Origin of the sequence: Planosporangium thailandense (assembly GCF_011947195.1) — a bacterium.
Classification (GTDB): Bacteria; Actinomycetota; Actinomycetes; order Mycobacteriales; family Micromonosporaceae; genus Planosporangium; species Planosporangium thailandense.
Window position 1 is genome coordinate 132,422 of the sequence record NZ_JAATVY010000016.1, and the last position, 23,949, is coordinate 156,370.

At 69.8% G+C, this 23,949-nt stretch carries 23 protein-coding genes and 1 tRNA gene; 10 read left to right on the forward strand and 14 right to left on the reverse strand.

Features of this window, described 5'->3' with window-relative positions:
* Positions 1-2 precede the first annotated feature (2 nt).
* Positions 3-209 (forward strand): 2-hydroxymuconate tautomerase, encoded by a 207-nt coding sequence (locus HC031_RS21120; RefSeq protein ID WP_167927098.1) that lies wholly within the window; start codon positions 3-5, stop codon positions 207-209.
* 37 nt (positions 210-246) lie between these two features.
* On the opposite strand, the gene HC031_RS21125 is transcribed toward HC031_RS21120, so the two are convergent.
* From HC031_RS21125 to HC031_RS21135, 3 genes are all read right to left on the reverse strand, one after another.
* Positions 247-1,188, reverse strand: a complete 942-nt coding sequence (locus tag HC031_RS21125; RefSeq protein ID WP_167927099.1) for a threonine/serine dehydratase — start codon at positions 1,186-1,188, stop codon at positions 247-249.
* 235 nt (positions 1,189-1,423) lie between these two features.
* Positions 1,424-1,822: a VOC family protein gene (locus tag HC031_RS33995; RefSeq protein WP_167927100.1), complete on the reverse strand. Its 399-nt coding sequence runs from the start codon at positions 1,820-1,822 to the stop codon at positions 1,424-1,426.
* Positions 1,819-2,250 (reverse strand): metalloregulator ArsR/SmtB family transcription factor, encoded by a 432-nt coding sequence (locus tag HC031_RS21135; protein WP_167927101.1) that lies wholly within the window; start codon positions 2,248-2,250, stop codon positions 1,819-1,821. Before HC031_RS21135 ends, HC031_RS33995 begins: the two co-directional genes overlap by 4 nt.
* Positions 2,251-2,462: 212 nt before the next feature.
* Here HC031_RS21135 and HC031_RS21140 point away from each other — a divergent pair, with 212 nt between their 5' ends.
* Positions 2,463-2,831, forward strand: a complete 369-nt coding sequence (locus HC031_RS21140) for a YciI family protein (protein WP_205863019.1) — start codon at positions 2,463-2,465, stop codon at positions 2,829-2,831.
* Between the two features lie 169 nt (positions 2,832-3,000).
* Here the strand turns inward: HC031_RS21140 and metH are convergent, their stop codons facing one another.
* Positions 3,001-6,498 carry a methionine synthase gene (metH, locus tag HC031_RS21145; RefSeq protein ID WP_167927136.1) on the reverse strand — a complete coding sequence of 1,166 codons (3,498 nt, stop codon included), beginning with the start codon at positions 6,496-6,498 and terminating at the stop codon, positions 3,001-3,003.
* A gap of 162 nt (positions 6,499-6,660) precedes the next feature.
* Here metH and HC031_RS21150 point away from each other — a divergent pair, with 162 nt between their 5' ends.
* Positions 6,661-7,536 carry a PAC2 family protein gene (locus HC031_RS21150; protein ID WP_167927102.1) on the forward strand — a complete coding sequence of 292 codons (876 nt, stop codon included), beginning with the start codon at positions 6,661-6,663 and terminating at the stop codon, positions 7,534-7,536.
* 16 nt (positions 7,537-7,552) lie between these two features.
* On the opposite strand, the gene HC031_RS21155 is transcribed toward HC031_RS21150, so the two are convergent.
* The gene (locus HC031_RS21155) at positions 7,553-8,764 is read right to left on the reverse strand and encodes a pyridoxal phosphate-dependent aminotransferase (RefSeq protein ID WP_167927103.1); all 1,212 of its coding nucleotides are present in this window, start codon (positions 8,762-8,764) and stop codon (positions 7,553-7,555) included.
* 111 nt (positions 8,765-8,875) lie between these two features.
* On the opposite strand from HC031_RS21155, the gene HC031_RS21160 reads away from it, so the two are divergent.
* Positions 8,876-9,670 carry a GntR family transcriptional regulator gene (locus HC031_RS21160; RefSeq protein WP_167927104.1) on the forward strand — a complete coding sequence of 265 codons (795 nt, stop codon included), beginning with the start codon at positions 8,876-8,878 and terminating at the stop codon, positions 9,668-9,670.
* Positions 9,671-9,738: 68 nt separating this feature from the next.
* Here the strand turns inward: HC031_RS21160 and mshC are convergent, their stop codons facing one another.
* From mshC to HC031_RS21190, 6 genes are all read right to left on the reverse strand, one after another.
* Positions 9,739-10,986, reverse strand: a complete 1,248-nt coding sequence (gene mshC / locus HC031_RS21165; RefSeq protein ID WP_167927105.1) for a cysteine--1-D-myo-inosityl 2-amino-2-deoxy-alpha-D-glucopyranoside ligase — start codon at positions 10,984-10,986, stop codon at positions 9,739-9,741.
* A gap of 77 nt (positions 10,987-11,063) precedes the next feature.
* Positions 11,064-11,867 carry an SCO1664 family protein gene (locus tag HC031_RS21170; protein WP_167927137.1) on the reverse strand — a complete coding sequence of 268 codons (804 nt, stop codon included), beginning with the start codon at positions 11,865-11,867 and terminating at the stop codon, positions 11,064-11,066.
* Between the two features lie 51 nt (positions 11,868-11,918).
* Positions 11,919-12,479: a DUF3090 domain-containing protein gene (locus HC031_RS21175; protein ID WP_167927106.1), complete on the reverse strand. Its 561-nt coding sequence runs from the start codon at positions 12,477-12,479 to the stop codon at positions 11,919-11,921.
* A gap of 10 nt (positions 12,480-12,489) precedes the next feature.
* Complete coding sequence (locus HC031_RS21180) at positions 12,490-13,239, reverse strand: MSMEG_4193 family putative phosphomutase (protein ID WP_167927107.1); 750 nt, start codon at positions 13,237-13,239, stop codon at positions 12,490-12,492.
* Positions 13,240-13,391: 152 nt separating this feature from the next.
* Positions 13,392-14,228 carry an undecaprenyl-diphosphate phosphatase gene (locus HC031_RS21185; protein WP_167927108.1) on the reverse strand — a complete coding sequence of 279 codons (837 nt, stop codon included), beginning with the start codon at positions 14,226-14,228 and terminating at the stop codon, positions 13,392-13,394.
* Between the two features lie 7 nt (positions 14,229-14,235).
* Positions 14,236-15,288 carry an LLM class F420-dependent oxidoreductase gene (locus tag HC031_RS21190; RefSeq protein ID WP_167927109.1) on the reverse strand — a complete coding sequence of 351 codons (1,053 nt, stop codon included), beginning with the start codon at positions 15,286-15,288 and terminating at the stop codon, positions 14,236-14,238.
* A gap of 136 nt (positions 15,289-15,424) precedes the next feature.
* Between HC031_RS21190 and HC031_RS21195 the strand changes: the two genes are divergently transcribed.
* Positions 15,425-16,396 carry an aldo/keto reductase gene (locus tag HC031_RS21195; protein WP_167927110.1) on the forward strand — a complete coding sequence of 324 codons (972 nt, stop codon included), beginning with the start codon at positions 15,425-15,427 and terminating at the stop codon, positions 16,394-16,396.
* A 48-nt stretch (positions 16,397-16,444) separates the two neighbouring features.
* Positions 16,445-16,636 carry a DUF5703 family protein gene (locus tag HC031_RS21200; RefSeq protein ID WP_167927111.1) on the forward strand — a complete coding sequence of 64 codons (192 nt, stop codon included), beginning with the start codon at positions 16,445-16,447 and terminating at the stop codon, positions 16,634-16,636.
* Positions 16,637-16,649: 13 nt separating this feature from the next.
* Here the strand turns inward: HC031_RS21200 and HC031_RS21205 are convergent, their stop codons facing one another.
* The 3 genes from HC031_RS21205 to HC031_RS21215 all read right to left on the reverse strand — a co-directional run bounded on the left by HC031_RS21205 (position 16,650) and on the right by HC031_RS21215 (position 19,601).
* Positions 16,650-17,318 (reverse strand): hypothetical protein, encoded by a 669-nt coding sequence (locus tag HC031_RS21205; protein ID WP_167927112.1) that lies wholly within the window; start codon positions 17,316-17,318, stop codon positions 16,650-16,652.
* A 37-nt stretch (positions 17,319-17,355) separates the two neighbouring features.
* Positions 17,356-18,696, reverse strand: a complete 1,341-nt coding sequence (locus HC031_RS21210) for a M20/M25/M40 family metallo-hydrolase (RefSeq protein WP_167927113.1) — start codon at positions 18,694-18,696, stop codon at positions 17,356-17,358.
* A gap of 74 nt (positions 18,697-18,770) precedes the next feature.
* Positions 18,771-19,601, reverse strand: a complete 831-nt coding sequence (locus HC031_RS21215) for an SGNH/GDSL hydrolase family protein (RefSeq protein ID WP_167927114.1) — start codon at positions 19,599-19,601, stop codon at positions 18,771-18,773.
* 261 nt (positions 19,602-19,862) lie between these two features.
* Between HC031_RS21215 and HC031_RS21220 the strand changes: the two genes are divergently transcribed.
* The 4 genes from HC031_RS21220 to HC031_RS21235 all read left to right on the forward strand — a co-directional run.
* On the forward strand, positions 19,863-20,492 hold the full coding sequence (locus HC031_RS21220; RefSeq protein WP_167927115.1) for a hemerythrin domain-containing protein: 630 nt from the start codon (positions 19,863-19,865) through the stop codon (positions 20,490-20,492).
* Between the two features lie 40 nt (positions 20,493-20,532).
* Positions 20,533-20,679: a GPGG-motif small membrane protein gene (locus HC031_RS21225; protein ID WP_167927116.1), complete on the forward strand. Its 147-nt coding sequence runs from the start codon at positions 20,533-20,535 to the stop codon at positions 20,677-20,679.
* A gap of 242 nt (positions 20,680-20,921) precedes the next feature.
* Positions 20,922-21,005: transfer RNA gene (locus HC031_RS21230), tRNA-Leu, on the forward strand.
* A 702-nt stretch (positions 21,006-21,707) separates the two neighbouring features.
* On the forward strand, positions 21,708-23,949 hold a 2,242-nt coding region (locus HC031_RS21235; RefSeq protein ID WP_167927117.1), incomplete at its 3' end, for a zinc dependent phospholipase C family protein.

Here is a 23,949-nt window from a genome sequence, read left to right on the forward strand (position 1 = left end):
ACATGCCGATGATCCACGTCGAGATGTATCCCGGCCGCACGCCGGAGCAGAAGGCCGACCTGGTCCGCGAGGTGACCGATGCGTTCGTGCGTACCTGCGGCGGGAACCCCGACGGAGTCTGGGTGGTGATCCAGGAGGTACCCGGCGAGCACTGGGGCGTCGGCGGCCAGCTCGCCTCCGGCAGCGGTAGTACTCCGCGCCACGACTGACGAGACGACAGGGCGACGTCCGCTCGCGCCGCGCCGGCTACGCCAGGTCGGCGGGGTTGGTGTTGGCGCCGCACAGTACGACCACGACTCGTTCACCGGGCTGCGGCCGGTAGACGCCGGTGGTCAGCGCCGCGAGCGCCGCGGCGGTGCCGTGCTCCACGGCGATGCGGCGGTGCTCCCACAGCGCCTTGCGGGCAGCGATGATGTCCTCGTCGCGGACCAGGACGGAGTGCACGCCGGTGCGGACGGCGACGGCGTACGCGATGTCGCCGATGCGCCGCGCGCCGAGGGAGTCGGCGGCGATGCCGCTCACGGCCACGTCGACCGGGCCGCCGTGCGCGAGCGCGGCGTGCAGGGTGGGGATCGCCTCAGGCTCCACCGCGACGACCCGGGCGATCCCTTCGACCGCGGCCGCGACGCCGGCCATGAGCCCGCCGCCGCCGACGGCGAGCACGATGGTGTCCACGTTCTCCCCACCCAACTGGCTGAGGATCTCCAGGCCGAGGGTACCGGCGCCGGCGGCGATCTCGGGCTGGTCGTAGGCGTGGCAGTACACCGCACCGGTGTCGGCGGCGTGCTTGACGGCGGCCTCGTACGCTTCGGCGTACTCCTCGCCGTGCGACACCACGCGGGCACCGAGGGCGCGCAGCATGGCCACCTTCACCGGCGGCGCGTTGGTCGGCAGGTACACGGTCGCGGGTACGCCGAGTGTGGCGGCGGCGTAGGCGTTGGCCAGGCCGGCGTTGCCGCCGGAGGCGACCACGATCCCGACCGCGGGGTCGAGGTCCCCTAGTTCGCGGGCGGTGAGGATGCGGTTGAACGCACCGCGGGCCTTGAAGCTGCCGGTGTGCTGCATGAACTCGCACTTGAGCCAGACCTGGCCGGGGAACGAGCCGGCTTCGACCTCGGCGAGCGGGGTGCGGCGCACGTGGCCGGAGATTCGCGGTACGGCGGTGTCGACGTCGTCGCGTGTGATCATGTTCGGCGTCCTTCCGAGCGGTGGATCACGACCGGGACCAGACACCGCGCCGGGCGAATGGCACCGATCGCATTGTCCCGGGTGAGCACGGGCTGTCGCGGCACCGCCCCGGCGGCCGGCCCGTTCTCGACGCGACAACACAATCCCGGGCTGCGCGTGTTCGTTCAACCCGGCGCCCGAAACCCGCCAGGACGAGGCTGGCCGATCGGGCAGCGGTCGCCGCGTTCGAAGAGGCTTACGTGTACAGCGTGCCGTCGACGACGAAGCACAGCTCGTTGCCCCACGGATCGGTGACGTAGAAGGAGCGCTCCCCCCAGGGTCGTTCGATCATGTCTCCCGCCGGCTGTCCGTGCACATCGAACGGTGCCAGCGCATCGAGTTCCTTCGCGCGGGCGTGGACTCCGGCAAGGTCATCGACGGCGAAGTAGATCGATTTCGGTCCGGGGGTGGGCTTCATGCCTCCGCTGGTGACGTCGAGTATCTCGAGGATGACGCCACCGCAGTTGAAGTAGTGGCGCGAGCCCGGGTGTCGCTGCCCCGGTAGGCCGAGCAGCGTCGAGTAGAAGGCGGTCGCGTCTTCCAGGTTTGCGACCTCGGCGGTGATGCGGAAGATTCTGGGGCCCGTCGTGCTCACTTCGCTGGTCCGTCCCTTCGTCGTCGGTTGCCTGGCTCGCTCTCGGGTGACTCCGGGGACGCCTGCTCGGCCAGCGCTGTGGTCGACCTCGGTCCGGAAGGGCACCAGCGCTGTTCGGGGCCGACCGGTTCGAGGTACTGCAGCCAGCCGTTCACCACGCGCTTCAGGTGTGCCCGATTGAGGCGGTAGGTGCTGCTGCGACCCTGCCGTCGCACCTCTACGAGGCCGGCTTCCTCGAGCACTTTCAGGTGGCGGCTGGTCGTCGGCCAGCTGTGCTGGAAGCGGGCGGCGAGGTAACCAGAGGGCAGCTCGCCGCGCTGGGCGAGCAGAAGCAGCACGTGGCGTCGCGCCTCATGCGCCAGCGCCACGAACACGCGGTCAGCCTCCTCGACCGAGGGTGCCGGATGCTCGGTGTCCGCAGGACTCACCCGACGATTATTAGTGCACATGCTAATAGTTAGCAAGTAGGCTAATAGCCTGGTACTCGCCGCGCATGACATGGGCGGCGTGGCGGCGTCGCGCGAAAAATTTCCATCGAGAACCTGTCGAAATCGCGTGCCCCCGTTCGACGCATGGGTGACGGCTGGCCAACGCGTCCCGGATCGACCGGACCCCAGCCCGACGCGACAAGGGAGAAGCAATGCGGTTTCTGATGATGCACCGACTCGACGAGCGTGCTCCGGAGGCGTGGAACCCCAGCCAGGAGTTCATGGCGAAGATGGGCGCGTTCATCCAGGAAGCGATCGACAAGGGCATCCTGATCACCGCCGAGGGCGTCCATCCGTCCGAGAAGGGTGCGCTGGTCCGCAAGGCCCGAGGCGCGGGGATCACCGCGACCGACGGACCGTTCACCGAGGCCAAGGAGGTCATCGGGGGCTTCGCGCTGATCAACGCGATGGACCGAGCGGAAGCCGTCGCGTTCGCCCAGCGGTATGCCGCCCTGTTCGAGGAGGTCGAGGTCGAGGTGCGCCAGGTCGTCGAGTTCGACGACCTGGCGAGCCCTGCCTGACCCGACGCCGGATCCGGCCACCGGTCGGGGGTGGGGTGGTCAGCTCGTCCCGGCGGGCGAGACCATCCCACCACCGGCATCACGGCACCTGCACCGGCGGCTGGCAGCGGTCACAGCCGTGCTGGCCGCCACCGTCGGTGTGCTGCTGTTCAGCTCCCAGCTCAGCGCCTCACTTGGCGTTGAAGTAGCTCGCCTCCGGGTGGTGCACGATGATCGCGTCGGTGGCCTGCTCGGGCATGAGCTGGAACTCCTCGCTCAGCGTCACCCCGATCCGCGCCGGCTGCAGCAGGTCAACGATCTTCGCGCGGTCCTCGAGCTCCGGGCAGGCGCTGTACCCGAGCGCGTACCGGCAGCCCCGGTAGTCGGTACGCAGCAGCCCGTCGAGGTCGGCCGGGTCGTCGTCGGCGACCCGGCGGCCGTCGGGAAGGACCAGCTCCTCGCGTACCCGCTTGTGCCAGTACTCCGCGAGCGCCTCGGTGAGCTGCACCGACAACCCGTGCACTTCCAGGTAGTCGCGGTAGGCGTGCTCGGCGAACAGCTTCGCGGTGTACTCGCTGATCGGCTGCCCGACCGTGACGAGCTGGAAACCGACCACGTCCGGACCGTCGGAGCGGCTCCGGAAAAAGTCGGCGAGGCAGAGCCGACGGTCGCGGCGCTGGCGCGGGAAGGTGAACCGGGCCCGCTCAGAGTGTCCGTTCTCGTCCAGCACGACCAGGTCGTTGCCTTCCGAGTACGCCGGGAAGTACCCGTAGACGACGGCGGCTTCCAGCGTCTTGTCGGTGGCGAGCCGGTCGAGCCAGTGCCGCAGTCGCGGCCGGCCCTCGGTCTCGACCAGCTCCTCGTAGGACGGTCCGGTGCCGCCCCGGGCACCGCGCAGGCCCCACTGGCCCATGAAGGTGGCCCGCTCGTCGAGCAGCGCGGCATAGTCGGCGAGCGGGATACCGCGCACGACCCGGGTGCCGAAGAACGGCGCCGTCGGTACGGGCGCGTCGGCGGCGACGTCCGACCGTACCGAGGTGTCGTCCACGTCGGGCAGCTCTTCGCGTACCGATGCGGTCTGCTGACGCCGGGCCCGACGGGCGGCGAGCGCGGCTTCGCGCTCGGCGTCCACGACGGCCGCGCCGCCCCGCTTGGCGGTCATCACCCGGTCCATCAGGGACAGCCCCTCGAAGGCGTCGCGGGCGTAATGGACGTCACCCTGGTACAGCTCGCGCAGGTCGTCCTCGACGTACGCGCGGGTGAGCGCCGCGCCGCCGAGCAGCACCGGCCACCGGTCGGCGACGCCGCGGGTGTTCATCTCCTCCAGGTTGTCCTTCATGACGACCGTGGACTTGACCAGCAGCCCGGACATGCCGATGGCGTCGGCGTCGTGGGTATCGGCGGCCTCGAGGATCGCCGTGATCGGCTGCTTGATGCCGAGGTTGACCACCTCGTAGCCGTTGTTGGACAGGATGATGTCGACGAGGTTCTTGCCGATGTCGTGCACGTCGCCCTTGACGGTGGCGAGCACGATCCGGCCCTTGCCGCCGGCGTCGGACTTCTCCATGTGCGGCTCGAGGTAGGCGACGGCGGACTTCATGACCTCGGCCGACTGCAGCACGAACGGCAGCTGCATCTGGCCGGAGCCGAACAGGTCACCGACGACCTTCATGCCGTCGAGCAGGATGTCATTGATGATCGACAGTGCGGGCCGGTCGGCCAGCGCGGCGTCCAGGTCGGCCTCCAGGCCGGTCCGCTCGCCGTCGATGATGCGGCGCTTGAGCCGTTCGTCGAGCGGCAGGCCGGCGAGCTCCTGGGCGCGGGACGCGCGGGCGCTGGCCACGTCGACGCCCTCGAACAGTTCGATGAACCGCTGCAGCGGGTCGTAGCCGTCGCGGCGCCGGTCGTAGACCAGGTCGAGCGCGACCTCGCGCTGCTCGTCCGGGATGCGGGCCATCGGAAGGATCTTGGAGGCGTGCACGATGGCGCTCGTCAGACCGGCCTGCGCGCACTCGTGCAGGAAGACCGAGTTGAGCACCTGCCGGGCGGCCGGGTTGAGGCCGAAGGAGACGTTGGAGATACCGAGGGTGAAGTTGACTCCCGGGTACAACCGCGAGATCTCGCGGATCGCCTCGATGGTCTCGAGGGCGTCGCGGCGGGTCTCCTCCTGGCCGGTGGCGATCGGGAAGGTGAGGCAGTCGACCAGGATGTCGGGCAGCTTCAGGCCCCAGCGGCCGGTCAGGTCGTCGATGAGCCGGGAGGCGACGCGTACCTTCCACTCGGCGGTCCGGGCCTGGCCCTCCTCGTCGATGGTCAGCGCCACCACCGCAGCGCCGTGCTCGCGCACGATCGGCATGACCCGCGCGTACCGGGAGCCGGGGCCGTCGCCGTCCTCGTAGTTGACGGAGTTGACCACGCAGCGCCCGCCGAGCATCTCCAGGCCCGCCTCGATCACATTGGGCTCGGTCGAGTCGAGCATGATCGGCAGCGTGGAGGCGGTGGCGAAGCGGCCGGCGAGCTCGCGCATGTCGCCCGCGCCGTCCCGGCCGACGTAGTCGATGCACAGGTCGAGCAGGTGCGACCCGTCGCGGGCCTGCTGGCGGGCGATCTCGATGCAGGCCTGCCAGTCCCCGGCGAGCATCGCCTCCCGGAAGGCCTTGGAGCCGTTGGCGTTGGTCCGCTCGCCGACCATGAGGACGCTCGCGTCCTGCGCGAACGGCACGTGGTGGTAGATGCTCGCCACGCCAGGCTCCGGCTGTGGCTCACGCGGCGTCGGCCGCTTGCCGGCCAACCGGGCGACCACGGCCGCGATGTGCTCCGGGGTCGTGCCGCAGCAGCCGCCGACCAGCGACACGCCGTACTCGGTGACGAACCGGTCGAGCGCCTCGGCGAGTTCGTCGGGGGTCAGCGGGTACACCGCGCCCTCGCTGGTCAGCTCGGGCAGACCGGCGTTGGGCATGACCGACAGCGGCACCGTGGCGTGCTTGGACAGGTAGCGGAGGTGCTCGCTCATCTCGGCGGGGCCGGTGGCGCAGTTGAGCCCGATCAGGTCGATGCCGAGCGGTTCGAGCGCGGTCAGCGCGGCGCCGATCTCGCTGCCGAGCAGCATCGTGCCGGTGGTCTCGACGGTGACGTGGCAGATCACCGGCACGGTCACGCCGGCCGCGGCCATGGCCCGCTTGGCGCCGACGACGGCGGCCTTGGTCTGGAGCAGGTCCTGGCAGGTCTCGACGAGGACGGCGTCGACGCCGCCGGCGAGCAGGCCGGCGACATTGTCGGCGTAGGCGTCGCGCAGCCGGGCGTACGGCGCGTGGCCGAGCGTGGGCAGCTTGGTGCCCGGGCCGACCGAGCCGAGGACGAAACGCGGCCGGTCAGGCGTCGACCAGGCGTCCGCGGCCTGCCGCGCCAGCCGTGCGCCCGCCTCGGACAGCTCGCGGACGCGGTCCTCGATCCCGTATTCGCCGAGATTGCCCAGGTTTGCGCCGAACGTGTTCGTTTCTACGCAGTCCGCGCCGGCCGCCAGATAGGCCTCGTGCACGCTGCGGACCACGTCGGGACGGGTTACATTGAGGACCTCGTTACAGCCCTCGTGGCCGTCGAAGTCGTCGAGCGAGAGATCCGCGGCCTGCAGCATCGTGCCCATCGCACCGTCAGCGATGAGCACTCGCTCGGACAGGGCGCTGAGCAGTGGGATCGACACGTCCTAGAGGCTAGCCGGAAAGGGTGGGTACCTCCCACCCGGCTTCCCGCGATGCGGTCAGCGTTACATCACGTGCCGAAAACGGCTTGCGACACGACGGGCGGCGCGGCCGGGACGCCGATCCCGACATGGACACGTAGGCTTGGGAGTGTGACCGAGTTCGACGGCCTTCCAGTATTGCGCTCACCTGTCGCCATCGCCGCGTTCGAAGGGTGGAACGACGCGGCGGACGCCTCCACCGCCGCGGTGGAGCACTTAGAGCAGATGTGGGACGCCCGTCCGGTGGCCGAAATGGACCCCGAAGATTTCTACGACTTCCAGGTCAACCGCCCGATCGTTTCCCTCGCCGACGGCGAGACCCGGCGCATCGAGTGGCCGACCACGCGGTTCTCGGTGGCCACGCCCCCCGGCACCGAGCGCGACGTCGTGCTGATCCGCGGCATCGAGCCCAGCATGCGCTGGCGGACCTTCTGCGATTCGCTGTTGGAGATCTGTCACAGCCTGGAGGTCAACCAGATCGTGCTGCTCGGCGCGCTACTGGCTGACGTGCCCTACACCCGGCCGCTGCCGGTGACCGGCAGCGCGTCCGACCGCGCCCTCATCGAACGCCACAACCTGACCCCCAACCGGTACGAGGGGCCGACCGGCATCGTCGGCATCCTGCAGGAGGCCTGCACCCGCGCTGACATCCCGGCGATGTCGTTCTGGGTGCACGTCCCCCACTACGCCAACAACCCGCCCTGCCCCAAGGCGACCCTCTCGCTGCTGCACCGCGTCGAGGACGTCCTCGACCTGCCGGTGCCCGTGGCCGACCTGGGCGAGGAGTCGGCCGAATGGGAGGAGCGCCTGCGGGCCGCCGCCGAGCAGGACGCCGAGCTCGCGGAGTACGTGCGGGAGCTGGAGGAGCGCTCCGGCGACGCCGGCCTGCAGCCGTTGAGCGGCGACGAGATCGCCCAGGAGTTCGAGAGGTACCTGCGCCGGCGCGGCGGCCAGGCCGGCCCGTCCGCGACGGGGCCGACCTGGTGACACCGCCGGTCGGGGCCTAGGGCTTGTAGGTGCTCAGGAAGCGGGCGATCCGGCCGATCGCGTCCTCGAGATCGGCCACCCGCGGCAGCGTGACGATCCGGAAGTGGTCCGGGCTGCCCCAGTTGAACCCGGTCCCCTGCACCACGAGCACGCGCTCGGCCACCAGCAGGTCCATGACGAACTTCTCGTCGTCGACGATCGGGTACATCGCCGGGTCCAGCCGCGGGAACGCGTACAGCGCGCCGGTCGGCTTGACGCAGCTCACCCCCGGGATCTCGTTGAGCAGCTTCCAGGTGGTGTCGCGCTGTTCGACCAGGCGTCCGCCGGGCAGCACCAGGTCGTTGACGCTCTGGTAGCCGCCGAGTGCTGTCTGCACCGCGAACTGGGTCGGCATGTTGGGACACAGGCGCATGTTGGCCAGGACGTCCAGGCCTTCGATGTAGCTCTCCGCGTGCTGCTTCGCGCCGGAGATGACCATCCATCCGGTGCGGAACCCGGCGACCCGGTACGCCTTGGACAGCCCGTTGAACGTCACGCAGACCAGGTCGGGGGCGAGCGTCGCGGTCGACGTGTGGGTGGCGCCGTCGTAGAGGATCTTGTCGTAGATCTCGTCGGAGAAGATGACCAGGTTGTGCCGGCGGGCGATCTCCACGAGGCTCTCGAGCACCTCCGTCGAGTACACCGCGCCGGTGGGGTTGTTGGGGTTGATGATGACGATCGCGCGGGTACGGTCGGTGACCCGCGACTCCACGTCTGCGGGGTCGGGAAGCCAACCCGACTGCTCGTCGCACACGTAGTGCACCGGCTTCCCGCCGGACAGGCTCACCGCCGCCGTCCACAGTGGGTAGTCGGGCGCCGGCAACAGCACCTCGTCGCCGTTGTCGAGCAGACCCTGCATCGCCATGACGATCAGCTCGGACACACCGTTGCCCAGGTACACGTCCTCGATGTCGACGCCGCCCAGGCCCTTCTGCTGGTAGTACTGCACGATCGCGCGCCGGGCCGACAGCAGCCCCTTGGAGTCGCCGTACCCGTGGGCGTTGGGCAGGTTGAGCATGACGTCCTGGAGGATCTCCTCCGGCGCTTCGAAGCCGAACGGCGCGGGGTTGCCGATGTTGAGCTTGAGGATGCGCTGACCCTCGGCCTCCATCTGCTTCGCCCGGCGCAGAACCGGACCACGGATCTCATAACAGACGTTTGCGAGCTTGGCCGACTGAGTCACCTGCATGCCAAAACCTTAGAGACTCCCCTCCAGCTACGTGCCGGTAGGTGGCGTTGCGAACTGCTTTGTGCGCCGCGCCACACACGCTACGCCGTCCTAGGATGCTAGGTTGAGAGCATGAGCATCAACCCCGGCGCGGCCGAGTTCCCGCACCGGCAGATCGCCGCCGAACTGCGCGCCCGCATCCACCGCGGCGAGTGGGCGCCCGGCGAGCGGCTGCCCTCCATCCCCGCCCTCGCAGCCGGTTACGGCGTTGCCAAGCAGACCGTTCAGCGCACCATCGACCAGCTCCGGGTCGAGGGGCTGCTCATCACCAAGCCGGGCTCCGGCACGTACGTGCGAGGGACCAAGCGCCGGCTCAACCGGCTGTCGCGGGGCCGGTACGGGCTCCAGCGCGGCTACCACGCCGACCTGGCCGCCCGCTACCGCCAACAGCTCGTGTTCGTCGGCCGGGCCCCGGCGCCCGCCGAGGTCGCCGAGGCGTTCGGCCTGGCTCCCGGCGCCGAGCTGCTCGCCCGCCGCCACCTCGTACGCACCGGCGAGGCGCCGGTGGAGATCGGCGCGTCCTGGCTACGGCCGTCGGACACGGCCGGCACCTCGCTGGAGCGGCCGGAAACCTTCGGCCGGCCGCTCTACCAGGAGGTCGAGGAGGTGACCGGCCGCCGGTACACGACCGCGACCGACCACCTCAGCGCTCGCCTGCCGACCCGCGAGGAGGCGGAGCTGCTGCAGATCCGCCCGGACACGCCGGTGCTGGTCCTGCTCCACGTGGCGTTCGACGCCGACCACCGGCCGATCGAGGTCGCGCAGGCGACCTGGCCGGGGCCGATGACGACGCTGACCGAGGAGTACCGGGTGCCGGCGGCGCGCCCTGGGCTGCCCGACGACGGCCCGGACCTCGCGCTCGGCTAAGCCTCCCGTGATCGTGAAGGGTTCGTGGGGTTATAGGCCCGCAAGCCCTTCAGGATCAGGCGAAAGTTCTACAGCAGGACGCCGAGCAGCGCGTCCACGGTCGCCCGTACCAGCGCCGGTGCCTCGGCGTCGGCGCCCTCCCCCGCGAGGGCCGCGTCGGCCCACGCGTCGACCACGGCCAGGGCCCCGGGCGCGTCGAGATCGTCGGTCAGCCGCTCGCGTACGCCGGCCAGCACCGCCGCGCCCGACGGCCCCGCGGGCACCGCGACCGCCTCGCGCCAGCGCGCCAGCCGCTGCTGCGCGGCCTTGAGCACGTCGTCGGTCCACTGCCGGTCGGTGCGGTAGTGATCGGCGAGCAGCCCGAGCCGGACCGCCATCGGGTCCACGTGGTCGGCCCGCAGCCGCGAGACGAAGACCAGGTTGCCGCGGCTCTTGGACATCTTCTCGCCGTCCAGGCCGATCATCCCGGCGTGTACGTAGTGCCGGGCGAACGGCGCGACGCCGGTGAGCACCTCCGCGTGCGCCGCCGAACACTCGTGGTGCGGGAAGAGCAGGTCGTTGCCGCCGCCCTGCACGTCGAGGGTGTCTCCGAGGATATCCATGGCGATGACCGCGCACTCGATGTGCCAGCCCGGGCGGCCCGGCCCCAGGTCCCCGCCGGGCCAGGAGGGCTCGCCGTCGCGGGAGCCGCGCCACAGGAGCGGGTCGAGCGGGTCACGCTTGCCGGGACGCTCCGGGTCTCCCCCGCGTTCGGCGGACAGCCGCAGCATCTCCGGGCGGGACAGGTTCGACTCGTACCCGAACCTCGGCGCGGCGCTGATGTCGAAGTACACGTCGCCGGTGCCGTCGTCGAGCCGGTACGCCGCGCCCCGGTCGAGCAGGTCGACGACCCGGGCGGCGATGCGCGGGATCGACTCGACCGCGCCGACGTAGCGCTCCGGCGGAAGGATCCGCAGCGCCTCCATGTCCTCGCGGAACAGCGCGGTCTCCCGCATGGCGAGCACGACCCAGTCCTCCCCGTCGCGGGCGGCACGCTCCAGCAGCGGGTCGTCGATGTCGGTGACGTTCTGCACGTACCGGACGGGCAGCCCGGCGTCGCGCCACGCCCGGTTCACCAGGTCAAAGGTGATCATGGTGGCCGCGTGGCCGAGGTGGGTGGCGTCGTACGGCGTGATGCCGCAGACGTACATCGTGGCTGGCCGGCGCTCGTCAGCGGCCGCCGTCGGCGCGACCTCGCGCCGGGCCGAGTCGAACAGGGCAAGCGTGGTACCGCTGCCGGGCAGCGACGGGATGACGGGTGCCGACCATGACTCCATGGCGGTCTAGGGTAGTGCCGGCGGGTAGCGGCCACGCCGTGGGTTCGATCAAAGCGACGGCCGGCTCACACCGTTGATCAGATCGGCGGCCACGGGATCGACGGCCAGTCCTCACTCGGTTGCGGAAAGCGACGAGTGGCGAGCAGCCGGTCGATCCGCATCGCGAGCGTGCCGATCTCCATCTCCGTCAGGTGCTCGGCGAGGGTCGGCCCCAGCCGGCCGGTCAGCTCGACCCGCAGCTTCTCCAGCAGTTCGACGCCGTCGGCCGGCAACGGCTCGTCGACCCAGCCCCACAGCACCGTGCGCAGCTTGTCCTCGGCGTGGAAGGTCACGCCGTGGTCGACGCCGTACACCCGGCCGTCGACGGTGACGATGATGTGGCCGCCCTTGCGGTCGGCGTTGTTGACGACCGCGTCGAAGATCGCCATCCGGGCCAGCCGCGCGTCGTCGGCGTGCGCGAGGGCGTACGGTCGCCCCCGCTCGTCGCGCGCGGCCACGACGCTGCGCCAGTCGGGCGGCACCTGCCGGGCGGGCACGAACCCGAGCAGCGGCGCGTCCTGGCGCTCCTCGTCGATCCACAGCTGGCACATGCCGGGGCCGAGCGGGCCGTCGCGCAGCACGGTCGGCGGCACCACGTCGAAGCCCGCGACCGCCGATAGCTGGTAGGCCGCCACCTCCCGGTCGGCCAGGGTGCCGTCCGGAAAGTCCCACAGCGGCCGCTCGCCGTCGACCGGCTTGTACACGCAGCGCGCCGTCACCCCGTCGGCGGTGATGACGGCCCGCAGCGTGGCGTTCGACGCGTCGACCAGCCGTCCTTCCAGCTCCAGCTCGCCGTGGCGGAGCAGGGCGAGGGCGTCGTCCTCCGCCAGCGCGGGCGACACCGGGCCGGCCGTGACGTCGGCCTCGTCGGTCGGATCCGCTGTCACCGCGGATTACCGCCGGTAACCGTTGTGCCGGGGGCAGAGATGGCCGCTGGCGTCGAGGGGCTGGCCGCACAGCGGGCACGGCGGGCGGCCGGAGGCGACCACCTTGCGGGCCCGGTCGATGAACGCGCGGGCGGCCTGCGGCGTCAGCCGCACCCGCAGCCGGTCGCGGTCCGCGGTCAGCTCCTCCTCGTCGTCCTCCTCTTCCTCGCCCTCGATCTCACCCTCACCCACCGCGATCGCCTCGATCACGACGGTCGCCGTGTCGACGTCGAAGGCCAGCCCGAGGGTGCCGACCCGGAACTCCTCGTCAAGGGGGGTCTCGAGGGGGTCGTTGTCGGCGGGCGTCAGGTCCGCCGGTGGCAGCTCCACTCCGAAGCGCCGGTGCGCCTCGACGAGCAGTTCGTCGAGCTTCTCGGCCAGCAGGGCAACCTGCACCTTCTCCAGCGCCACGGTGACCAGCCGGCCGCCGCCGCGGGCCTGCAGGAAGAACGTCCGCTCCCCCGGCTCACCCACGGTCCCGGCCACGAACCGCTCCGGCGGTTCGAACGCGTACACCTGGTGGCTCATATGGAAGACCCTATCCGCCCGGACGGCGCGTGTCGCGTCGGTCCATGCCCCTGAAGAGCGCATCCTCGGCCACTCCCGCGCCGCCGCCGACCTCGGCGTCGGAGTCGCGCGCCGAGCGCCGCCGCCGCGCCTTCCCGCGCGGCACGAGTGTGGAAAGGGGCAGGCCGGTGTCGTTGAGCCTGACCACGAACGGCCGCAGGGGGGTGTAGTTGATCACTGTGAGGGAGGCCGGCTCGATCACGATCCGCTGGAACATGTCCAGATGTACCCCGAGGGCGTCGGCGACGATGGCTTTGATCACATCGCCGTGGCTGCAGGCCAGCCACAGTGCGTTCGGCCCGTGCTCGGCACCGATACGGGCGTCCCACTCCCGGACGGCCGCCACGGCGCGCGCCGACATCGCCGGGAGTGGCTCGCCGGCGGGGAAGGCCGCCGCGGACGGGTGCTGCTGGACCACCTTCCACAGCGGGTCCTTGGCGAGTGTCTTCAGCGACCGGCCCTCCCAGTCGCCGTACCCGCACTCGATCAGGCGCTCGTCGACCTGCGGCCGCGCATCCGGCAGGGCCAGCGCCAGGGTCTCCCGGCAGCGAGGCAGCGGGCTGGTCACCGTGGCGGCCAGCGGGACGCCGGCCAGCCGTTCCCCGGCCGCCTTGGCCTGTAACTGTCCGGTGCTGTCGAGCGCCACCGGCTGGTGGCCGGCCAGGGTGCCGTCGGCGTTGGAGGTGGTCCGGCCGTGCCGGAGCAGGATGACGGTGGTCACGGTCGCAGCCTACGTGCCGCGCCGGCACGCTTCATGATCATGCTGACCGATGTGGCTACGACCGCACAAAAGCTGTGGCTACGACCGCCCAAAAGCAGTGATCCGCCGCACCCGGGCGGGTACGGCGGATCACACGATCGGGTGACCTGCGCTCAGGTGGCGGCGATCAACCCCGAGGCCAGCAGACCGATGACCGCCAGGCCCGCGGCGACCCGGTACCCGACGAACGACACCAACGAGTGGTTGGCCACGAACTTCAGCAGCCAGGCGATCGAGGCGTACCCGACGAGGAAGCTGACCACGATGCCGACGCCCGTGGACGCCCAGCCGACCGTCGCCGACACCTGCTTGGCCTGGCTGACCGCCTCCAGCCCGCCGGCGGCGGTGAGGGCGGGGATGCCGAGGAAGAACGACAGCCGGGTCGCGGCCACGCGGTCGACGCCGCGCAGCAGACCGGCGCTGATCGTGGCGCCGGAGCGGGACACGCCGGGCACCAGCGCCGCGCACTGGGCCAGCCCGATCAGAGCCGCGTCCTTGACCCCCAGGTCCGCCTCGCCGCGCTTTTTCGTGGCGCGGTACTCGGCGAACACCATCACCACCGACCACGCGATGAGCGCGTTGGCGACCACCCAGAGGCTACGCAACGGCCCCTCGATCAGCGGCTTGGCCAGCAGCCCGACGACCGCGACGGGGATGGTGCCCACGATCACGTTCATCGCCATCCGCCAGTCCTGGGACTGACGGGCCTCGGCGCTCGTGACCCCGCGAACGAAGCCGAGGACGAGGCGCACGATGTCGCGCCAGAAGTAGATGATCGCCGCGGCGATCGCGCCGACCTGGATGATCGCCGTGTACGCCGTCACGCCCGCGTCGTCGACGCGCAGGCCCAACAGCTTCTCCACGACGGTGAGATGCCCGGTCGACGAGACCGGCAGGAACTCGGTGAGACCCTCGACGATGCCGAGCAGAATCGCCTGCCAGATGTGCACGTTCGGCCTACTCCCCTACTCCGGATTTGGCGTACGCCTCGCTGATCTGACGCAGGGCGCGGACCCCGTCGTCGGCGTCACCGACGAACAGTACCGTTGAGAGCGTGGTCACGCCGGCTTCGGCATACGCCTTCATCCGTTCGGCGATGCGGTCCACCGGCCCCAGCAGCGAGGTGCGGTCGATGAACTCCATCGGGACCGCGGCCGCCGCCTCCTGGTACTTCTTGGCCAGGTACAGGTCCTGCACCTCGCGGGCGGCGTCGCCGTAGCCCATCCGGGTGGCGAGCTGGTTGTAGAAGTTCTGGTTGCGGCTGCCCATACCGCCGACGTACAGCGCGGCGTAGCTGCGCACGAGCTCGGCGCACATGGTGACGTCGTCACCGATGACGACCGGGACGTTGGCCACCACGTCGAAGCCGGTCAGGTCCTTGCCCACCTTGGCCCGGCCGGCGGCGAGGTGGGCGTGCTGCTCGTCGGCGAACTCCGGGGAGTAGAAGACCGCGAGCCACCCGTCGGCGATCTCACCGGCGAGCTCGAGGTTCTTCGGCCCGACGGCGGCGAGGTAGATGGGGACGTACTCGCGGGCCGGGTGCAGGGTCAGCCGCAGCGCCTTGCCCGGCCCGCCGGGCAGCGGCAGCTCGTAGTGCCGGCCGTGGTACTCGACCTTCTCGCGGGCGAGGGCCATCTTGACGATGTCGACGTACTCGCGGGTCCGCTCGAGGGGTTTGGCGAAGCGCACCCCGTGCCAGCCCTCCGACACCTGCGGGCCGGACACGCCCAGGCCGAGCCGGAACCGTCCACCTGAGACGGTGTCGAGCGTCGCCGCCGTCATTGCGGTCATCGCCGGCGTACGGGCCGGGATCTGCAGGATCGCGCTGCCCAGCTCGATCCGGCTGGTCTGGCCGGCGAACCAGGCCAGCATCGTCGGGGCGTCCGAGCCGTACGCCTCGGCGACCCAGGCCACCGCGTAGCCCAGCCGGTCGGCCTCCTGGACGAGCGCCAGATGGTCGGCCGGAGTGGACCAGGCCGTCTGATAGCCGATGTTGAGTCCCAGACGCATCGATTCTCCCCACTGCGAGCCGGCCAGAAACCCGCGCCACGCATACGGGTGAACGCGGGTTACGCCAGAGTAGCGGTGCGCGGCAGCGGGGCGTCGCAGCGCCCTTCCACGCGCCCGCGCCGTATCGTGTCTGACCATGCAACAACGACCGCTCGGCCGGAGCGGGCTGACGGTTTCCCGGCTGGCCCTCGGCACGATGACCTGGGGCCGGGACACCGATACCGACGACGCCGCCGGGCAGTTGAAGACGTTCCGGGACGCCGGCGGCAACCTCGTGGACACCGCCGACGTGTACGGCGACGGCGACGCCGAGTCGGTCATCGGCAGCCTGCTCGGCCACCTCATACCCCGCGACGAGCTGATCATCGCGTCGAAGGCCGGGCTGCGGCCGGGGATGACGCGCCGCCGGGACGGCTCCCGCGCGCACCTGCTGCGCGCGCTGGACGCCACCCTCACCCGGCTCGGCACCGACCACCTCGACCTGTGGCAGGTGCACGGCTACGACCCGGACACCCCGATCGACGAGACGCTCGCCGCGCTGGACACGGCCGTGGCCACCGGGCGGGTGCGGTACGCCGGGATCTCCAACTTCTCCGGCTGGCAGACCGCGCAGGCCGCCACCTGGCAGCAGGCCTGGCCCGGCCGGACCCCGCTGGTCAGCGCGCAGGTCGAGTACTCGTTGCTGGAGCGCGGCGTGGAGCGGGAGGTGCTGCCGGCGTGCCAGGCGCTCGGCCTCGGCGTGCTCCCCTGGTCGCCGCTCGGGCGCGGCGTGCTCACCGGCAAGTACCGCTCCGGCGTGCCCGCCGATTCGCGGGCCGCGTCCCCGCACTTCGAGCCGTTCGTCGCCCCGTACCTCGACGCGCGCTGCACCGGCATCGTGGAGGCGGTCGTCACCGCCGCCAGCGGCCTCGGGGTCTCCCCCCTGGAGGTGGCCCTCGCCTGGGTACGCGACCGGCCCGGCGTCGTCGCCCCGGTGCTCGGCGCCCGGTCGGTCGGGCAGCTGCTCGGCGCGCTGCAGTCGGAGACGGTGGAGCTGCCGCCGGAGATCCGCGCCGCGCTCGACGACGTGTCCGCGGTGCCGTCCGGCTACCCGGAGCGCCAAACCTGACCGGCGAAGCTGGTCAAAGCGGCGTACGTGGGGGCAGGATCGGAAACCATGGACTACGAGTACGTGCCGTTGCGGTTGCCATCGAATGTCGACCGGCTGACCGCAACGGCGCAGTTGACGATTCAGGCCGAGTACGCGGGCTGGGAGCTGGCCCGGGTGCGGCTGTACGCCGACGGCACCAGGCAGGTGATGCTGCGCCGCAGGGTCAGCGCCCAGCCTCAGCCCGGACTGTCGTACTGATCACCGCAGCCGGTCACCGGCCGGTGTCGTCGCCCCGGTCGCCGGAGTCCTCGTCGGGCTCGACGTAGGTGTGCTCGTCGAGCCGGTCGACGAGCCGGTCGCCGGCGCCGAGCGCGAACGGGCCGGTGCCGTCGTGGTCCTCGAAGGCCTCCGGGTCCAGCCCGGCGTCGACCTCCGCGACCACGACTACCCCGTTGAGCGACTCCAGCTCGGGAATGTCCAGCGCGCCCAGCGAGCCGTCGCCGGCCTGCATGAGCTCGAGCATCGCCTCGCCGACGGACTCGACGGGCGCGAACGGCTCGTCCTCGGCGCGTGGGCTCGCGCGCCGCGCGGCGTCCGCCAGGCTCAGCAGCGCGCTGATGCTGGGGACCCGGTAGTCGCGACGCTGGCGGACCGACACCACCCGCGGGTGCGGATCGTCAGCGGGCCCGGCGCCCCGGGCGAACTGCTTCTCGGCCTCGTCCGCGTCGATGAGGTCGACGTCCCACGGCGTCACCTCGCCGTACGCGTCGAGCAGCTTCTCGTCGTAGTCGAACGAGGCGTTGTTGAGCTCGACGTACGCGCGCCACACCTGGTCGTCGTCGGTGCGCCCGTCGGCGGCCTTGACCGCCGCCAGATGGGCCCGAGCGGCGGAGATCACGCGCTCCAGCGCGGCGTCCAGCTCCGCGTGCCGGTCGGTCATGGTCGACTCCCTGTCTCAGGTGGTGGGTTTCGGATCGTCAGCTCGCGGCCAGGAACCGGTCGAGCACGCGCACGCCGAACTGTAGTCCGTCCACGGGCACGCGCTCGTCGATGCCGTGAAACAGCGCGCCGAAGTTCAGATCCGCCGGCAGCCGCAGCGGAGCGAAGCCGAAGCACCGGATGCCCAGCTTGATGAAGGCCTTCGCGTCGGTGCCCGCGGACAGCATGTAGGGCACCGCCCGCGCCGCCGGGTCCTCCGCGCGCAGCGCGGCGCCCATCGCCTCGACCAGCGGGCCGTCGAACGTCGTCTCCCAGGGAATCTGGCGCTCGATGTACTCGATGTCGATGTCCGGGCCGACCACCGCCCGCAGCTGCTCGGCGAAGATCTCCTCCTGGCCGGGCAGGGTACGGCAGTCGACGGTCGCGACGGCCCGGCCCGGGATCACGTTCTCCTTGTACCCGGCGTCGAGCCGGGTCGGGTTGGCGATGTTGCGCACCGTCGCACCGATGATCGTGGCGATCGGGCCGAGCTTGGCGATGGCCGCCTCAGGGTCGTCGAGGTCCAGCTCGATGTCCAGCGCCTCGGCGACCTCGCTCAGAAACGTCCGTACCGTGTCGGTGACGGCGATCGGGAAGCGGTGACGACCGAGCCGCGCCACGGCCTCGCTCAACGCGGTGATCGCGTTGTCGTCGTTGACCATCGAGCCGTGGCCGGGCCGGCCGCGCGCGATCAGACGAAGCCACTCCATGCCCTTCTCGGCCGTTTCGACCAGGTAGAGCCGCAGGTTGTCGTCGACGGTGTAGGAGAAGCCGCCGACCTCACCGATCGCCTCGGTACAGCCCTCGAACAGCTCCGGGTGGTTGTCGACCAGGTAGTGCGCGCCGTAGCGGCCACCCGCTTCCTCGTCGGCGAGGAACGCCAGTACGAGGTCGCGGGGCGGCACCCGGCCCTCACGCCGCCACTGCCGCACGACGGCGAGGGTCATGGCGTCGAAGTCCTTCATGTCGATCGCGCCACGGCCCCACACGTAGCCGTCCTTGATCTCGCCCGACAACGGGTGGACCGACCATTCGCTGGCGTCCGCCGGTACGACGTCGAGGTGACCGTGCACCAGCAGCGCGCCCCGACCCGGGTCGGCGCCCTCGTAGCGGGCCACCACGTTGGTCCGCCCCGTCGCGCTCTCGCGGATCTCCGGCTCGAGGCCCACCTCGGCCAGCTTGGCCGCCACGTACTCGGCGGCGACCCGCTCCCCGGCGCAGGTGGTGGTGTCGCCGGTGTTGGTGGTGTCGATGCGCAGGAGGTCCCGGCAGATCTCGACCACCTCGTCGACGGCACGAACAGGGCTACCGGCCGCGGCCGGGGCGTCTGGTGAGGTCATACCCCCTTTCTTACCAGGGGGCTGACAGCTCGGACGCGCCTGGCGGCGGCCGGGGCCGGTTCCGCGTGCGGTTGTTACCAGTCGAACCCGGCCGCGTACGAGACCTGGGCCAGGACCGCCTGTCCGGTGGCGTTCGGGTGGAAGTAGTCCCAGGTGGACACCTGGGACAGCGCGAACGGGTAGCCGAAGACGGCGTTGTGGTCGAAGGCACAGTTCGGCCCGTACGCGGCGCACGCCTCGGCCAGCTGGGTGTTGAAGTCGATAACACGTTGGCGTACCCGGTCCCGCCGAGCGGCGTCGGCGGCCGCGGTCGAAGTCGGGTTGGCCAACAGCGACTGGCAGATCCCGAACGTCGACCACGCCGTACGGGCGGCCGCGTTGTCCTTGCCGACAGACCACAGGCGCTTGACGTCAGGGACACTGATGAGCAGCACTTTCGCGTCGGGCAGGCCGGCTTTGAGCGTGCCCAGCGCCCGATCGACTGAGCCACGGAACGCGCTGACCGACGTCATCGTCGACTCAGAACTGGTACAGGCGTCGTTGGCACCGATGAGCATGGTGACGTACTGCACGTGCTGGGCCACCGCCGTGCCCGCCTGTCCGGGCATGTCGGCGGCCTTGGCGCCGCTCTTGGCGTCGTTGTAGTTGTGGCCGCCGATCGCGGCGTTCTTGGCGCGGATACGCAGGTAGTGACTGTTGATGCCGCTGTCGTCGCCGGTGCTGTACGAGCGCGACGGGCAGTCGACGTACCAGCCGCAGGCGTTGAAGCCGCGGGTGATGGAGTCGCCCATGCTCGCCATTGAACTGGGCGGGGGTCCGACCGCCGCGAGGGCGGGAGTGGTGGAGACGACTGCGGTGGCCAGGCCCAACGTGAGGGCGAGCAGGCCGGGGCGAACGAGGCTCATGATGGACCTCACTCCGTGCAACGAAAGGGTTACCGAGGGGTAACGTCCATTAGCGCACGGAGAGTGGCCAATTGACATACGCGGAATTGGCGATTAGCGAAAAGGGTTTTACAGATTTCGTACTTTCTGTGACGGCCTTTCCGGACCCCCACGACGCCGCCGTCATGTCTCGATGTCGGCCGTACCCAGCCGCGGCTGTTTGCCCTTCACCCGGCCCGGGTATCGATCACGTACGTCATCGAGACCGAAGGAGACCAGGCCATGCCCGCGCCACTGCCCCCGCTACCGCCCGCGTTCGCGGTCAGCGACAGTGACGTACGTCCCGGCGGGCGGAGCATGGTCGACATCCTGGTCGACGACCATCACGAGATTTCGGAGCTGTGCGCCCGGCTACGGGAGTCGCCAGCGGACTCCCCGGCAACGGGCCAGCTCGCCGAGGTCCTGGTCGCGACGCTGTCGCGGCATCTGTCGGCAGAGGAACAGTATCTGTACCCCACCGTGCGGGCGGCGCTCCCGGACGGCGCCCACCTCGTCGACCAGGAACTGGACGAGGACAGGGAGATGCTCCACACACTCCAACAACTGCGCCGCATGACCCCCGACGACCCGGAGTACGTCGGAGTCGTCGATGCCGTCACGCGGCTCGCACGCCACCACACCCAGCGGGCCTCACTCGAGATCTTTCCGCGGCTGCGCGCGGTGTGCGACGAGAACGAACTGATCCGGCTCGGTAACCGGGTGGAGATCGCGTACGAGGCGGCACCCACCCGACCACACCCAGCCACCCCAGTCACTCCCCCGGCCAACAAAGTGGTCGACCCGGCCGTCGGCGTCGTCGACAAGATCCTCGATGCCGTCGCCGGCCGGACGACCAGGCCGGAGGACCTTTAGATCGACGTTTGCCATTCGGAGGGAAGGGAAAACAAAGGTCATGGCTCTTCTTCTATGGATCCTCGCCGTGGTACTGGTCGTTTCCGGCATCGTGGCGCTGCTGCGCTCGCAGGTGCTGTGGGGCATCGTGCTGATCATCGTCGGCCTGCTGGTCGGGCCGGGGGGCGTCAGCATCTTCGGTCATTGATCGCCGGACTCCCACCCCTGACACTCGATCCGGTGGGCCGGGAAGCGTCTCGCACCGCTTCCCGGCCCACCGGCGTGTCGGGCGGGGTTTTCCGGTGGGTCCGGCGGGGTTCTCGGCGGAGGGCGACACGCCGACCCCGTGCCGTGTCGCATGATCGACGGCGGGGGTGTACAGTCATTCTCCGTGCCGCGGGGCAGGCGGCGAGGCTTCTACGCCTCGTCTGCTCCCCGAAGGCGCAGCAGGTCCGAGTGGCGGAATGGCAGACGCGCTAGCTTGAGGTGCTAGTGCCCGCATAGGGCGTGGGGGTTCAAGTCCCCCCTCGGACACTTGATCTTGACGGCGTAGGCCCTTGGCCTACGCCGTTCGTGTATTCGGGCGGCAGGTCAACCGCAGCACGAGCTGCCGGTACACCTCGACCTTGTCAGCCGGATCCGCCTCTGCGAGCGCGATCATGACGTCCCGAGGCTGTCTACGGGTTCGGCGCCCGCTTTGGCAACGCACTGCGGCCTGACTCTCAAGTAGACGCCGTCAGCCTGCGCAAGCCGATCGGCGGCGCAGCGCTGTGTGCGGTGTGTGCCGTGACGGCGGCCGCTGGCCCACTGCTGGTCCGCCACGACGAGCTGGCCTCGGCGGCCGTCGGGCTGGGCACTGATTCGAGGCCTCGCCAGCCGTACGGACGCAACGTTCAAGGAATCAAGTGGGGTTTGGTGATGGCGACCAGTCGAGCGGTTTGCGGTCGGCGAACAGCTCACCGGTCGGTGGTCGAGCAGTGGCCGTCCGCGTATCACCCCTCCCAACACCCGAATCGCGAAATGTCACTGGAGTACTAGAGACGCTACGTACGCCCCACAACCAAAGTTGCCATGGACGAGACCCAAGTAGCAGTTTGGTCCGCGCATGTCGCGGGGACGGACTGTGTCTAGCCTGTACGTCCGTATTCACACCAGGTTGCGCATAGCGGCAGGAGGTGAACCTGACACTGCGGTGAGCGGAGATGGCCGCGCGTACCGAGATCGGAGGTGGACGCGATGCCCGGCCCCTACATCCATATGAGTGCGGCTCGACACGCGGCACGCGCGCTCGACGACGGTTTCCACATCGTCGGAAGCGACCGAATAGACCCGGAGTGGTCCGGACCGGAGGCGAGCGAACTGGCGGATCTCCTACGAGAACATCCGAATTTCGCCGCGCTGGGGGCGATCGGACCCGACCTGTTCTTCTTTCTGGCGGACTTTAGGGACCAGATAGTCGGCGGCGTGCGTTTCCCAGTGTCGAGCGTGCTGGTGACAGTTCTCAACTTCGTCGAAAGCGTCTACAGCGCCTTGGACCCGTACATCACCAAATATGAGAAGTACCTGGGTCCGATCTCTGAAGACACGGCCGAAGAGCTCAGCCGACTCACCGGCGGCCTGTCCGAAAGCGTAGGCAATATTTCCGGCGAGCTGTCTGCGATCCTCACCAACGCGCTGGCCGATTTCGTGACCCAGCAAGGAGATATCCTGGAGTTTTTCTCCCTCGGCCTCAACCACGGCTACGACGAGCAAGCCTACTTCTGGTCGGACATGCTGCACTATCGGCAGACCGGCGCCTTCGCCCAGGCCTTGTGGCGCAATGCCGTGTCCAACGAATCCGACGAGCACAAGGCCTACGCGCTCGGCTACCTCAGTCATGTGGCCGCCGACACGGTGGCGCACGCGTTCGTCAACCAGGTCGCCGGCGGGCCGTTCCGGGTGCACTGGCAACGCCATCACCTGGTGGAGAACCACGCCGACGCGCACTGGTACCTGAACGACGACGACTCGGCGGCTCCGCGCAACACGCCCGGGTACGACGAGCTGACCGAGTCGGCGCTGTACTTCGACATCGCCTTCGGCGAAGGCCGCGATGAGGGCGCCCCCGTAGCGCGGCCATCATTTCCTGTCGGCGACACCCTGCGGGACAATTACGTGCGCCGCAGAACGCTGGACATCGATTCGAAGCTAAGTCCCGATCTAGCGGATCTCCTAATCAAGACGATAACGGACATCTACTACGCGCCGGGGGTGCCACATCCGGCGATCTTGCGAGGAAACGACGGACGTCCCGACACAGAACTCGTACAGAATACGTACGATTTACTGTTCCGATTCCTCAAGCTCACCACTGTGGACGGATTCAAGCACGAGCCTCCGCCGCCGCCGGAGTGGTTTCCCAACCTCGACTTCCCGACACCCAGCGACCCGGCCGGCGACCAGCCACCCGGACCTGACGACGGGGGCGACTTCTGGGACGACCTACTCGACTTCGTACTCTCGGTCATCAACGCGCTTGGCTATGTCGTGCAGGTCGCCATCTACCTCGCGACGCTGCCCTGGGCGATCATCGCTGACGTCGTCACCTACCCGTTGCGAACGGGTCTGTACTACGCGCTCGAACTGCCGTTGTTCTATCTTCTCAAGTACTTCCGGGCAGTCCTGGTACGCACCGGATACCTGATGCCGACGCAGGACGAAATCGATCAGTCACTGATAAGAGTGGGCAACCGGCTGCGCGTTGGGTGGCAAGATCTGCTGACCGACGCCGGTGACATCTTCGGTGGCCTCCTCGATCCGGGGCCGAACGAAGATACGACGACTCCGGCCCGCGATCTCAAGTACCCCTACGAGCACGAGACTGATGAGTTCCGCCATCCATGGCAGTACCCGGACGGGGCCAAGACGGCCACCGAGACATGTCCCGCGACAGCCGGTCCACACGGCGAGGAGGCCGGTCCGAGGGCGCTCTTCCGCGGCATCACGCCATCGGCGGACATCCGGGACCGTCTTGAGACAGCGACAGCACCGACACCCACGGCCCAGACGGTATCGACAGCCACGGCTGACGTAATCGACTGCGACATCACGCCGACGAACAACCTCGGCGACCTTATCACCATGACCACCTACACGATGTGGCTCGCGACCCGCTTCCCGGACGGCGGCGAAGGCGGGGGCCCGGTCCCTCTCACCGACTGGAACCTCGACGCGGACCGCGGTTACGGCTATCACTGCTGGGACTGGAACCGGCTTCCGGCCAATCCCGACCCAAACCACGACCCCCAGGACCCCGAGGGCAATCGGTTCCGGGAGCCGTGCACCTGGCCTTCCCAGGAGGACGACGGACACCGCTACCACTCCGGTACGCCCTTGGAGATTCACTGGGCCGGTCCGGGCCTGCCGGATCCGGGCTGCGTGAAGCCGGAGTGCGTTGAGAAGTGTCCGCCTCCGGTTCCTCCGGTTCCTCCCGTTGGTT